This is a genomic window from Tenacibaculum sp. 190524A02b, from assembly GCF_964036645.1.
Lineage (GTDB): Bacteria > Bacteroidota > Bacteroidia > Flavobacteriales > Flavobacteriaceae > Polaribacter > Polaribacter vairaonense.
Map to the genome: position 1 here is coordinate 454,104 of NZ_OZ038525.1, position 16,409 is coordinate 470,512.

Below are 16,409 nucleotides of genomic sequence, written 5' to 3' on the forward strand. Positions count from 1 at the left end.
ATGGAGAAGTTTTACTTTTCAAAAAATGTAATTAAGTCTTTTTGGGCGTTGGCGTTGTTGGTAGCGTTTTCTTTTGTGCCTAAGTCATATGGACAATGTAGTTTTAATGGCTGGACTAATTCAGGTGTTGTTGTCACTCCTAATCCTACAGCTCAATCAACAAGTGTAATTAATACAGGAAGGTATTTCTTGATGAATGTTGTTAATGGTGGGACTTATAATGTGAATACTTGTGCTACAGCTAGTTTTGATACTCAACTTACTGTCTATAACGAAGGTAATGGAAATTTTATTGTTTATGATGATGATGGTTGTGGGTTAAGATCAAATGTTGATTTTACAGCAACATTTACAGGGCAAGTAAGAGTTGTGGTTACACAGTTTAATTGTGCAACAACGACTAATTCAACACAAGTTCAATATTCAGGAACATCACCAGTAGTAGATAGTGATGGAGATGGAGTAGAGGATGGAGTTGATATTTGTAATGGTTTTGATGATAATAACGATGATGATAATGATACCGTACCAGATGGCTGTGATTATGATGATGATAATGATGGGATATTAGATATAAATGAGTTAGGTGTATGTACAACAAATAATTCTACTTTAAATTGGGATAACGAATATGTGGAAGGAGGAGCAGGTGATCAAACATTAGGAGAGGATCCTTTTATAACAAATCCTAATTTAACAATTAATGGTACAGGAGTTAGAATGACAAGAGATGGAGGAGGTTTAGCAGCTGAATATAAAATTAATGATTTTGTTACAACAGCTTCTTCTTATACATTATACCAAAAAGCGGAGAATGGAGGTGAATCTTCTCATGTTTTTGAATTTAATGAGCCAGTTTATAATCTTGGTTTTACAATGTATGATGTTGATGAGTTTGAAAATTTTGGTTCTGGTTTCATTGATCAAGTAGAATTAGTAATAACCAAAGTAGATGGGACTACGCATTCCCTGAGTACTGGTGAGTTTACACTAAATGGGCAAAGTTTTGCATCAAATGTTTTTACAGGTACAACAGCTAGTAATAATCAGGATGTCATAGTTAATGGTATTCAGACTTGGGTAATGAAAATAGAAGTGATTTATAGGAATACAACTTCTTCACCAGCTGCTACTCAATTTCACTGGTTTGCTCTTGGTAATTTTACATTTTGTAATTCACATCAAGATAGTGATGGGGATGGACAGCCTGATTATCAAGATACAGATTCTGATAATGACGGGTGTTTTGATGCTTTGGAAGCAAGTGGAAGTTTTAATCACACGCAATTAACAAATGGTGCTTTTACTGGAGTTGATGGTAATGGTGTTCCTTCTACAGTAGGAGGCTCAGGGCAAGCTACAAATTCATCAGTAACAGATAATTCTGATAGTACAGCGTGTTGTGATGCTAGTGTTTCAGGATTGTTAGACTCTGATGGGGATAATATAGTTGATACTTGTGATTTAGACGATGATAATGATGGTATTCTTGATACTAATGAATGTGGAGGATTATGTACTACAAATTTATTTGAAAACGGAGGGTTTGAAACACCTGGTGTAGCTCCAGGAGGGCATGGTTTTGTTGATGAAAGCTCCGTTACTGGTTGGGATATAACTCCAGGCACACAAATAGAAGTTTGGGGATCAGGTTTTAATAGTGTTCCAGCTACGGAAGGAGATTCTTTTATAGAAATAAATGCAAGTGCTGCATCTGATGTTTTTCAAACTTTTTGTACTAAACCAGGAGATATTATAACTTGGTCTGTAGATCATAGAGGCAGATCAGGTACAGATGTAGCTAACGTGAAAATAGGAGCTACATATAATGAAGCAATGGCTTCTACGCCTCAACGTGTTATGAGTACGGGGAATTCTGCTTGGGTAACTTATAGTGGAGATTATACAGTGCCTGTAGGTCAAACGGAAACAGTTATTGTTTTTGAATCAGTGGCGACATCAGGGGGTGCTTCTTTGGGTAACTTTATTGATAATGTTCAGATGGTTGTAAAAGAAGATAGCTGTGATACAGATGGAGATGGTATCCCTAATGTATTGGATACTGATTCAGATAATGATGGTTGTTTCGATGCATTAGAAGCTAGTGGGAGTTTTAACTATACACAATTAACAAATGGAGCATTTACAGGTGTTGACAGCAATGGTGTACCTACTGTAGTTGGAGGAACAGGACAAGCTACAACAGCAGCGGTTAATGATGTTTCTGATAGCTCTGCTTGTTGTGCAACTAGTGTTTCTGGTTTTGAGGATGCTGATTTGGACGGTGTTATAGATGTATGTGATCAAGATGATGATAATGATGGAATATTAGATGTAAATGAAGGATGTTCTAGTAGTTTAATACCAGGTAAAATTCAGGTTACACCACCAGTTGGTGCATGGGAAGTATTTCTTTTTGATGGACATTTTGAAGTGCCTAATGCAGCAAATCCATCTGATAGAGAATCAAGAGGAGCAAATGGAGCTATAGGAGGAGTGCCTGTTTTGAGTGCGCATGGTTTCTATACAGGAAACGCTACTTCCTATACGTTTAATGATACTAGTATTGGAGGTTCTCAAAATCCTGACTCAAGTATTGAAACATCAGGAGTTGAGCTTAGTACATTAACTCCTTTTACTACGTCTAATAGCGGGAATTGGTCTATAATTTATAAAAGAACAATTGAAAATAATGGAACAATAACAATAGGAGCTGCTGGTTCCTATGTTGATGATTGGGTAGAAGTGTTTGTTAATGGAGTACTTGTAGATTCTATTAATAGTTTTACCAGTAATTTACCAGCTGGCGATATTATTTCTGAAACTGTTTCTGCTGGAGATGTAGTTGAAATAAGATTGTCAAATGGGCTTTCGGCTGGAGGTTTTAATTTGTCTATTCAAACATTAAGTGAGACAACTGTAGCTACAATTTGTGGGATAGATACTGACATGGATGATATTAATGACCATGCTGATGTTGATTCAGATAATGATGGTTGTTATGATGCTATTGAAGGGGCTGATAATTTTACAGTAACAAACTTAACTTCAAGTAATAATTTGGCTGATGCTGACGAAGGCGCTGTAAATACAAATGGAGTTCCTACAAACTCAGGGAGTCCTCAGAATACAACTATAGCTGTAGTTACAAGTGATGTAATATCAAATATAAATATTACTCCTAGTCCAGCAGTGGTGTGTGAAAATCAAAATATTACATTAACAGCAACACCAACAGGTGTAAGAGTGACGGACTTTGGTACTACAGGAGCAACTACAGATGATACAACAATAGTTATTCCTTCTGGAGATTATCAATATAGATGGTATTTAGGAACAAGTACCACACCTTTAACAGATACTGCTCCTTATAGTGGTACTAGTACAGCTGCATTAATAATTTCAAATGTTCCAGCAGGATTTAATGGAAATAATTATAGGGTTGAAGTTACAACATCTAACAACTCTTGTCCTGAAAATGAAAGTATAAGTTTAGCGGTAAATGCAGAACCAAATTTAGTAATTACAAATCCTGCAGCAGTTTGTAGTCCTTCTACAGTCGATTTAACAGAAGCTTCAATTACTGCTGGAAGTGATACAGGGACATTGGCTTATTTTACCGATTCAGGATTAACGAATTCAGTGACTAATCCTACAGCTGTTTCTGACGGAACTTATTATATTAGATTAACTGATGCCAATGGTTGTATTAGTTCAGGAGCTGTTGTGGTAACTGTTTCAAGTAATCCAAGTGCACCTACAGTTGGACCAGATTTATGTGCACCTATAAATATACCTACTGTATGTACTTATGATAGTTCTATTCCTTCAGGTGGATTAACTATTAGTTCAGGTGAGTCTTTATGTATAAACTCTAATTTTAATCATTTAGGAAATATAACGGTTGCTAATGGAGCTACCATATATGTGTCGAATGGAGCTCAATTTAATGTTAATGGAGCGATATTATTAAATGGCGGAGAAATAATTTTAGCAGATGGCTCATCAATAGCTATTAATGGTAGTATTTCTTTTAATAGTGGAGGAGTTATAAATGCATATAGTACTTTACAAACTAGTAATGAAAATATAACATCTATAAATAATAGTTCTCAACCAACATGTAATTCTGCAGGTGATTATTGTCCTATTTCAAGTTTTTTTGGCTCTATTGCAGGAACACCTGATATAAATATTTTTCCATGTAAAAAAACTGGCGATATTTCTGAATGTGCAGAATCACCAATACAAACTTTAGAAGCAGTTGCCATACCTCCTTTTGGATCGAATGTTGTTTGGTATGATGCAAGTTCTGGTGGAAATGTTGTAGCTACACCAACGTTAAATAGTGTTGGGACAGTAACATATTATGCTGAAAGTCTAAGTGGAGCAGGATGTGTTAGTTCATCAAGAACTCCTGTTGTTTTAAGAATAGACCCATTACCATTAGCCGATGCACCATCAAATGTAGAGGCATGTGATACTTATACTTTACCAGCGCTTACTAACGGAGCTTACTTTACTACCACAGGCGGAGTAGGTCCAGTAGCAGCAGGAACCGCAATAACAAGTACCACCACATTATTTGTCTATAGTGCAGGAACAGGCAGTTGTCCAGATGTAGAGAACAGTTTTACAGTAACAATAAATGATACACCATTAGCCGATGCACCGTCAAATGTAGAGGCATGTGATACTTATACTTTACCAGCGCTTACTAACGGAGCTTACTTTACTACCACAGGCGGAGTAGGTCCAGTAGCAGCAGGAACAGCAATAACAAGTACCACCACATTATTTGTCTATAGTGCAGGAACAGGCAGTTGTTCAGATGTAGAGAACAGTTTTACAGTAACAATAAATGATACACCATTAGCAGATGCACCGTCAAATGTAGAGGCATGTGATACTTATACTTTACCAGCGCTTACTAACGGAGCTTACTTTACTACCACAGGCGGAGTAGGTCCAGTAGCAGCAGGAACAGCAATAACAAGTACCACCACATTATTTGTCTATAGTGCAGGAACAGGCAGTTGTTCAGATGTAGAGAACAGTTTTACAGTAACAATAAATAATACACCATTAGCAGATGCACCGTCAAATGTAGAGGCATGTGATACTTATACTTTACCAGCGCTTACTAACGGAGCTTACTTTACTACCACAGGTGGAGTAGGTCCAGTAGCAGCAGGAACAGCAATAACAAGTACCACCACATTATTTGTCTATAGTGCAGGAACCGGCAGTTGTTCAGATGTAGAGAACAGTTTTACAGTAACTATAAATGATACACCATTAGCCGATGCACCGTCAAATGTAGAGGCATGTGATACTTATACTTTACCAGCGCTTACTAACGGAGCTTACTTTACTACCACAGGCGGAGTAGGTCCAGTAGCAGCAGGAACAGCAATAACAAGTACCACCACATTATTTGTCTATAGTGCAGGAACCGGCAGTTGTTCAGATGTAGAGAACAGTTTTACAGTAACAATAAATGCTACACCATTAGCCGATGCACCGTCAAATGTAGAGGCATGTGATACTTATACTTTACCAGCGCTTACAAACGGAGCTTACTTTACTACCACAGGCGGAGTAGGTCCAGTAGCAGCAGGAACAGCAATAACAAGTACCACCACCTTATTTGTCTATAGTGCAGGAACCGGTAGTTGTTCAGATGTAGAGAACAGTTTTACAGTAACTATAAATGATACACCATTAGCCGATGCACCGTCAAATGTAGAGGCATGTGATACTTATACTTTACCAGCGCTTACTAACGGAGCTTACTTTACTACAACAGGCGGAGTAGGTCCAGTAGCAGCAGGAACCGCAATAACAAGTACCACCACATTATTTGTCTATAGTGCAGGAACCGGCAGTTGTTCAGATGTAGAGAACAGTTTTACAGTAACTATAAATGCTACACCATTAGCAGATGCACCGTCAAATGTAGAGGCATGTGATACTTATACTTTACCAGCGCTTACAAACGGAGCTTACTTTACTACCACAGGCGGAGTAGGTCCAGTAGCAGCAGGAACCGCAATAACAAGTACCACCACATTATTTGTCTATAGTGCAGGAACCGGTAGTTGTTCAGATGTAGAGAACAGTTTTACAGTAACAATAAATGATACACCATTAGCCGATGCACCGTCAAATGTAGAGGCATGTGATACTTATACTTTACCAGCGCTTACTAACGGAGCTTACTTTACTACCACAGGCGGAGTAGGTCCAGTAGCAGCAGGAACAGCAATAACAAGTACCACCACATTATTTGTCTATAGTGCAGGAACCGGCAGTTGTTCAGATGTAGAGAACAGTTTTACAGTAACAATAAATGATACACCATTAGCCGATGCACCGTCAAATGTAGAGGCATGTGATACTTATACTTTACCAGCGCTTACTAACGGAGCTTACTTTACTACCACAGGCGGAGTAGGTCCAGTAGCAGCAGGAACAGCAATAACAAGTACCACCACATTATTTGTCTATAGTGCAGGAACAGGCAGTTGTTCAGATGTAGAGAACAGTTTTACAGTAACTATAAATAATACACCATTAGCAGATGCACCGTCAAATGTAGAGGCATGTGATACTTATACTTTACCAGCGCTTACAAACGGAGCTTACTTTACTACCACAGGCGGAGTAGGTCCAGTAGCAGCAGGAACCGCAATAACAAGTACCACCACATTATTTGTCTATAGTGCAGGAACCGGTAGTTGTTCAGATGTAGAGAACAGTTTTACAGTAACTATAAATGATACACCATTAGCCGATGCACCGTCAAATGTAGAGGCGTGTGATACTTATACTTTACCAGCGCTTACTAACGGAGCTTACTTTACTACCACAGGCGGAGTAGGTCCAGTAGCAGCAGGAACAGCAATAACAAGTACCACCACATTATTTGTCTATAGTGCAGGAACCGGCAGTTGTTCAGATGTAGAGAACAGTTTTACAGTAACAATAAATGATACACCATTAGCAGATGCACCGTCAAATGTAGAGGCATGTGATACTTATACTTTACCAGCGCTTACAAACGGAGCTTACTTTACTACCACAGGCGGAGTAGGTCCAGTAGCAGCAGGAACAGCAATAACAAGTACCACCACATTATTTGTCTATAGTGCAGGAACAGGCAGTTGTTCAGATGTAGAGAACAGTTTTACAGTAACAATAAATGCTACACCATTAGCAGATGCACCGTCAAATGTAGAGGCATGTGATACTTATACTTTACCAGCGCTTACTAACGGAGCTTACTTTACTACAACAGGTGGAGTAGGCCCAGTAGCAGCAGGAACAGCAATAACAAGTACCACCACATTATTTGTCTATAGTGCAGGAACCGGCAGTTGTTCAGATGTAGAGAACAGTTTTACAGTAACAATAAATGATACACCATTAGCAGATGCACCGTCAAATGTAGAGGCATGTGATACTTATACTTTACCAGCGCTTACTAACGGAGCTTACTTTACTACAACAGGCGGAGTAGGTCCAGTAGCAGTAGGAACTGCAATAACAAGTACCACCACATTATTTGTCTATAGTGCAGGAACAGGCAGTTGTTCAGATGTAGAGAACAGTTTTACAGTAACAATAAATAATACACCATTAGCAGATGCACCGTCAAATGTAGAGGCATGTGATACTTATACTTTACCAGCGCTTACAAACGGAGCTTACTTTACTACCACAGGCGGAGTAGGTCCAGTAGCAGCAGGAACAGCAATAACAAGTACCACCACATTATTTGTCTATAGTGCAGGAACCGGCAGTTGTTCAGATGTAGAGAACAGTTTTACAGTAACAATAAATGATACACCATTAGCCGATGCACCGTCAAATGTAGAGGCGTGTGATACTTATACTTTACCAGCGCTTACAAACGGAGCTTACTTTACTACCACAGGCGGAGTAGGTCCAGTAGCAGCAGGAACAGCAATAACAAGTACCACCACATTATTTGTCTATAGTGCAGGAACAGGTAGTTGTTCAGATGTAGAGAACAGTTTTACAGTAACAATAAATGATACACCATTAGCCGATGCACCGTCAAATGTAGAGGCATGTGATACTTATACTTTACCAGCGCTTACAAACGGAGCTTACTTTACTACCACAGGCGGAGTAGGTCCAGTAGCAGCAGGAACAGCAATAACAAGTACCACCACATTATTTGTCTATAGTGCAGGAACAGGTAGTTGTTCAGATGTAGAGAACAGTTTTACAGTAACAATAAATGATACACCATTAGCCGATGCACCGTCAAATGTAGAGGCATGTGATACTTATACTTTACCAGCGCTTACAAACGGAGCTTACTTTACTACAACAGGCGGAGTAGGTCCAGTAGCAGCAGGAACAGCAATAACAAGTACCACCACATTATTTGTCTATAGTGCAGGAACCGGCAGTTGTTCAGATGTAGAGAACAGTTTTACAGTAACAATAAATGATACACCATTAGCCGATGCACCGTCAAATGTAGAGGCATGTGATACTTATACTTTACCAGCGCTTACAAACGGAGCTTACTTTACTACAACAGGCGGAGTAGGTCCAGTAGCAGCAGGAACAGCAATAACAAGTACCACCACCTTATTTGTCTATAGTGCAGGAACAGGTAGTTGTTCAGATGTAGAGAACAGTTTTACAGTAACAATAAATGATACACCATTAGCAGATGCACCAGCAAATGTAGAGGCGTGTGATACTTATACTTTACCAGCGCTTACAAACGGAGCTTACTTTACTACCACAGGCGGAGTAGGTCCAGTAGCAGCAGGAACAGCAATAACAAGTACCACCACATTATTTGTCTATAGTGCAGGAACAGGTAGTTGTTCAGATGTAGAGAACAGTTTTACAGTAACAATAAATGATACACCATTAGCAGATGCACCGTCAAATGTAGAGGCATGTGATACTTATACTTTACCAGCGCTTACTAACGGAGCTTACTTTACTACAACAGGCGGAGTAGGTCCAGTAGCAGCAGGAACAGCAATAACAAGTACCACCACATTATTTGTCTATAGTGCAGGAACAGGCAGTTGTTCAGATGTAGAGAACAGTTTTACAGTAACAATAAATGATACACCATTAGCCGATGCACCGTCAAATGTAGAGGCATGTGATACTTATACTTTACCAGCGCTTACAAACGGAGCTTACTTTACTACCACAGGCGGAGTAGGTCCAGTAGCAGCAGGAACAGCAATAACAAGTACCACCACATTATTTGTCTATAGTGCAGGAACAGGCAGTTGTTCAGATGTAGAGAACAGTTTTACAGTAACAATAAATGATACACCATTAGCCGATGCACCGTCAAATGTAGAGGCATGTGATACTTATACTTTACCAGCGCTTACAAACGGAGCTTACTTTACTACCACAGGCGGAGTAGGTCCAGTAGCAGCAGGAACAGCAATAACAAGTACCACCACATTATTTGTCTATAGTGCAGGAACAGGCAGTTGTTCAGATGTAGAGAACAGTTTTACAGTAACAATAAATGCTACACCATTAGCAGATGCACCGTCAAATGTAGAGGCATGTGATACTTATACTTTACCAGCGCTTACTAACGGAGCTTACTTTACTACAACAGGCGGAGTAGGCCCAGTAGCAGCAGGAACAGCAATAACAAGTACCACCACATTATTTGTCTATAGTGCAGGAACCGGCAGTTGTTCAGATGTAGAGAACAGTTTTACAGTAACAATAAATGATACACCATTAGCAGATGCACCGTCAAATGTAGAGGCATGTGATACTTATACTTTACCAGCGCTTACAAACGGAGCTTACTTTACTACCACAGGCGGAGTAGGTCCAGTAGCAGCAGGAACAGCAATAACAAGTACCACCACATTATTTGTCTATAGTGCAGGAACCGGCAGTTGTTCAGATGTAGAGAACAGTTTTACAGTAACAATAAATGATACACCATTAGCAGATGCACCGTCAAATGTAGAGGCATGTGATACTTATACTTTACCAGCGCTTACTAACGGAGCTTACTTTACTACAACAGGTGGAGTAGGTCCAGTAGCAGCAGGAACAGCAATAACAAGTACCACCACATTATTTGTCTATAGTGCAGGAACCGGCAGTTGTTCAGATGTAGAGAACAGTTTTACAGTAACAATAAATAATACACCATTAGCAGATGCACCGTCAAATGTAGAGGCATGTGATACTTATACTTTACCAGCGCTTACTAACGGAGCTTACTTTACTACCACAGGCGGAGTAGATCCAGTAGCAGCAGGAACAGCAATAACAAGTACCACCACATTATTTGTCTATAGTGCAGGAACAGGTAGTTGTTCAGATGTAGAGAACAGTTTTACAGTAACAATAAATAATACACCATTAGCAGATGCACCGTCAAATGTAGAGGCATGTGATACTTATACTTTACCAGCGCTTACTAACGGAGCTTACTTTACTACAACAGGTGGAGTAGGTCCAGTAGCAGCAGGAACTGCAATAACAAGTACCACCACATTATTTGTCTATAGTGCAGGAACCGGCAGTTGTTCAGATGTAGAGAACAGTTTTACAGTAACAATAAATGATACACCATTAGCAGATGCACCGTCAAATGTAGAGGCATGTGATACTTATACTTTACCAGCGCTTACTAACGGAGCTTACTTTACTACAACAGGTGGAGTAGGTCCAGTAGCAGCAGGAACTGCAATAACAAGTACCACCACATTATTTGTCTATAGTGCAGGAACAGGCAGTTGTTCAGATGTAGAGAACAGTTTTACAGTAACAATAAATGATACACCATTAGCAGATGCACCGTCAAATGTAGAGGCATGTGATACTTATACTTTACCAGCGCTTACTAACGGAGCTTACTTTACTACCACAGGCGGAGTAGGTCCAGTAGCAGCAGGAACAGCAATAACAAGTACCACCACATTATTTGTCTATAGTGCAGGAACAGGTAGTTGTTCAGATGTAGAGAACAGTTTTACAGTAACAATAAATAATACACCATTAGCAGATGCACCGTCAAATGTAGAGGCATGTGATACTTATACTTTACCAGCGCTTACTAACGGAGCTTACTTTACTACAACAGGTGGAGTAGGTCCAGTAGCAGCAGGAACTGCAATAACAAGTACCACCACATTATTTGTCTATAGTGCAGGAACCGGCAGTTGTTCAGATGTAGAGAACAGTTTTACAGTAACAATAAATGATACACCATTAGCAGATGCACCGTCAAATGTAGAGGCATGTGATACTTATACTTTACCAGCGCTTACTAACGGAGCTTACTTTACTACAACAGGTGGAGTAGGTCCAGTAGCAGCAGGAACTGCAATAACAAGTACCACCACATTATTTGTCTATAGTGCAGGAACAGGCAGTTGTTCAGATGTAGAGAACAGTTTTACAGTAACAATAAATGATACACCATTAGCCGATGCACCGTCAAATGTAGAGGCATGTGATACTTATACTTTACCAGCGCTTACTAACGGAGCTTACTTTACTACCACAGGCGGAGTAGGTCCAGTAGCAGTAGGAACAGCAATAACAAGTACCACCACATTATTTGTCTATAGTGCAGGAACAGGCAGTTGTTCAGATGTAGAGAACAGTTTTACAGTAACAATAAATGATACACCATTAGCCGATGCACCGTCAAATGTAGAGGCATGTGATACTTATACTTTACCAGCGCTTACAAACGGAGCTTACTTTACTACCACAGGCGGAGTAGGTCCAGTAGCAGCAGGAACAGCAATAACAAGTACCACCACATTATTTGTCTATAGTGCAGGAACAGGCAGTTGTTCAGATGTAGAGAACAGTTTTACAGTAACAATAAATGATACACCATTAGCCGATGCACCGTCAAATGTAGAGGCATGTGATACTTATACTTTACCAGCGCTTACTAACGGAGCTTACTTTACTACCACAGGCGGAGTAGGTCCAGTAGCAGCAGGAACAGCAATAACAAGTACCACCACATTATTTGTCTATAGTGCAGGAACAGGTAGTTGTTCAGATGTAGAGAACAGTTTTACAGTAACAATAAATAATACACCATTAGCAGATGCACCGTCAAATGTAGAGGCATGTGATACTTATACTTTACCAGCGCTTACTAACGGAGCTTACTTTACTACAACAGGTGGAGTAGGTCCAGTAGCAGCAGGAACTGCAATAACAAGTACCACCACATTATTTGTCTATAGTGCAGGAACCGGCAGTTGTTCAGATGTAGAGAACAGTTTTACAGTAACAATAAATGATACACCATTAGCAGATGCACCGTCAAATGTAGAGGCATGTGATACTTATACTTTACCAGCGCTTACTAACGGAGCTTACTTTACTACAACAGGTGGAGTAGGTCCAGTAGCAGCAGGAACTGCAATAACAAGTACCACCACATTATTTGTCTATAGTGCAGGAACAGGCAGTTGTTCAGATGTAGAGAACAGTTTTACAGTAACAATAAATGATACACCATTAGCCGATGCACCGTCAAATGTAGAGGCATGTGATACTTATACTTTACCAGCGCTTACTAACGGAGCTTACTTTACTACCACAGGCGGAGTAGATCCAGTAGCAGTAGGAACAGCAATAACAAGTACCACCACATTATTTGTCTATAGTGCAGGAACAGGCAGTTGTTCAGATGTAGAGAACAGTTTTACAGTAACAATAAATGATACACCATTAGCCGATGCACCGTCAAATGTAGAGGCATGTGATACTTATACTTTACCAGCGCTTACAAACGGAGCTTACTTTACTACCACAGGCGGAGTAGGTCCAGTAGCAGCAGGAACAGCAATAACAAGTACCACCACATTATTTGTCTATAGTGCAGGAACCGGCAGTTGTTCAGATGTAGAGAACAGTTTTACAGTAACAATAAATGATACACCATTAGCCGATGCACCGTCAAATGTAGAGGCATGTGATACTTATACTTTACCAGCGCTTACTAACGGAGCTTACTTTACTACCACAGGCGGAGTAGGTCCAGTAGCAGCAGGAACAGCAATAACAAGTACCACCACATTATTTGTCTATAGTGCAGGAACAGGCAGTTGTTCAGATGTAGAGAACAGTTTTACAGTAACAATAAATGCTACACCATTAGCCGATGCACCGTCAAATGTAGAGGCATGTGATACTTATACTTTACCAGCGCTTACTAACGGAGCTTACTTTACTACCACAGGCGGAGTAGGTCCAGTAGCAGCAGGAACCGCAATAACAAGTACCACCACATTATTTGTCTATAGTGCAGGAACCGGCAGTTGTTCAGATGTAGAGAACAGTTTTACAGTAACAATAAATGATACACCATTAGCCGATGCACCGTCAAATGTAGAGGCATGTGATACTTATACTTTACCAGCGCTTACTAACGGAGCTTACTTTACTACCACAGGCGGAGTAGGTCCAGTAGCAGCAGGAACAGCAATAACAAGTACCACCACATTATTTGTCTATAGTGCAGGAACCGGCAGTTGTTCAGATGTAGAGAACAGTTTTACAGTAACAATAAATGATACACCATTAGCCGATGCACCGTCAAATGTAGAGGCATGTGATACTTATACTTTACCAGCGCTTACTAACGGAGCTTACTTTACTACCACAGGCGGAGTAGAGAACAGTTTTACAGTAACAATAAATGATACACCATTAGCAGCAGGAACAGCAATAACAAGTACCACCACATTATTTGTCTATAGTGCAGGAACCGGCAGTTGTTCAGATGTAGAGAACAGTTTTACAGTAACAATAAATAATACACCATTAGCCGATGCACCGTCAAATGTAGAGGCATGTGATACTTATACTTTACCAGCGCTTACTAACGGAGCTTACTTTACTACCACAGGCGGAGTAGGTCCAGTAGCAGCAGGAACAGCAATAACAAGTACCACCACATTATTTGTCTATAGTGCAGGAACAGGTAGTTGTTCAGATGTAGAGAACAGTTTTACAGTAACAATAAATAATACACCATTAGCAGATGCACCGTCAAATGTAGAGGCATGTGATACTTATACTTTACCAGCGCTTACTAACGGAGCTTACTTTACTACCACAGGCGGAGTAGGTCCAGTAGCAGCAGGAACAGCAATAACAAGTACCACCACATTATTTGTCTATAGTGCAGGAACCGGCAGTTGTTCAGATGTAGAGAACAGTTTTACAGTAACAATAAATGATACACCATTAGCAGATGCACCGTCAAATGTAGAGGCATGTGATACTTATACTTTACCAGCGCTTACTAACGGAGCTTACTTTACTACCACAGGCGGAGTAGGTCCAGTAGCAGCAGGAACAGCAATAACAAGTACCACCACATTATTTGTCTATAGTGCAGGAACCGGCAGTTGTTCAGATGTAGAGAACAGTTTTACAGTAACAATAAATAATACACCATTAGCCGATGCACCGTCAAATGTAGAGGCATGTGATACTTATACTTTACCAGCGCTTACTAACGGAGCTTACTTTACTACCACAGGCGGAGTAGGTCCAGTAGCAGTAGGAACAGCAATAACAAGTACCACCACATTATTTGTCTATAGTGCAGGAACCGGCAGTTGTTCAGATGTAGAGAACAGTTTTACAGTAACAATAAATGATACACCATTAGCAGATGCACCGTCAAATGTAGAGGCGTGTGATACTTATACTTTACCAGCGCTTACTAACGGAGCTTACTTTACTACCACAGGCGGAGTAGGTCCAGTAGCAGCAGGAACAGCAATAACAAGTACCACCACATTATTTGTCTATAGTGCAGGAACCGGCAGTTGTTCAGATGTAGAGAACAGTTTTACAGTAACAATAAATGATACACCATTAGCCGATGCACCGTCAAATGTAGAGGCATGTGATACTTATACTTTACCAGCGCTTACTAACGGAGCTTACTTTACTACCACAGGCGGAGTAGGTCCAGTAGCAGCAGGAACAGCAATAACAAGTACCACCACATTATTTGTCTATAGTGCAGGAACCGGCAGTTGTTCAGATGTAGAGAACAGTTTTACAGTAACAATAAATGATACACCATTAGCAGATGCACCAGCAAATGTAGAGGCATGTGATACTTATACTTTACCAGCGCTTACTAACGGAGCTTACTTTACTACCACAGGCGGAGTAGGTCCAGTAGCAGCAGGAACAGCAATAACAAGTACCACCACATTATTTGTCTATAGTGCAGGAACCGGCAGTTGTTCAGATGTAGAGAACAGTTTTACAGTAACAATAAATGATACACCATTAGCAGATGCACCGTCAAATGTAGAGGCATGTGATACTTATACTTTACCAGCGCTTACTAACGGAGCTTACTTTACTACCACAGGCGGAGTAGGTCCAGTAGCAGCAGGAACAGCAATAACAAGTACCACCACATTATTTGTCTATAGTGCAGGAACCGGCAGTTGTTCAGATGTAGAGAACAGTTTTACAGTAACAATAAATAATACACCATTAGCCGATGCACCGTCAAATGTAGAGGCATGTGATACTTATACTTTACCAGCGCTTACTAACGGAGCTTACTTTACTACCACAGGCGGAGTAGGTCCAGTAGCAGCAGGAACAGCAATAACAAGTACCACCACATTATTTGTCTATAGTGCAGGAACAGGTAGTTGTTCAGATGTAGAGAACAGTTTTACAGTAACAATAAATAATACACCATTAGCCGATGCACCGTCAAATGTAGAGGCATGTGATACTTATACTTTACCAGCGCTTACTAACGGAGCTTACTTTACTACCACAGGCGGAGTAGGTCCAGTAGCAGCAGGAACAGCAATAACAAGTACCACCACATTATTTGTCTATAGTGCAGGAACCGGCAGTTGTTCAGATGTAGAGAACAGTTTTACAGTAACAATAAATGATACACCATTAGCAGATGCACCGTCAAATGTAGAGGCATGTGATACTTATACTTTACCAGCGCTTACTAACGGAGCTTACTTTACTACAACAGGCGGAGTAGGTTCAGTAGCAGCAGGAACAGCAATAACAAGTACCACCACATTATTTGTCTATAGTGCAGGAACCGGCAGTTGTTCAGATGTAGAGAACAGTTTTACAGTAACAATAAATGATACACCATTAGCCGATGCACCGTCAAATGTAGAGGCATGTGATACTTATACTTTACCAGCGCTTACTAACGGAGCTTACTTTACTACCACAGGCGGAGTAGATCCAGTAGCAGCAGGAACAGCAATAACAAGTACCACCACATTATTTGTCTATAGTGCAGGAACCGGCAGTTGTTCAGATGTAGAGAACAGTTTTACAGTAACAATAAATGATACACCATTAGC

At 40.2% G+C, this 16,409-nt stretch carries 1 protein-coding gene (only partly in view); it reads left to right on the forward strand.

Annotated features, from left to right (window positions below):
* A protein-coding gene (locus ABNT65_RS01825; protein ID WP_348746991.1) for a gliding motility-associated C-terminal domain-containing protein crosses the window boundary here: on the forward strand, window positions 1-16,409 show its 5' portion. 15,373 nt of this gene lie beyond the right edge of the window; only the first 16,409 of its 31,782 coding nucleotides appear in the window; it begins with the start codon at window positions 1-3; its stop codon lies off the right edge, out of view.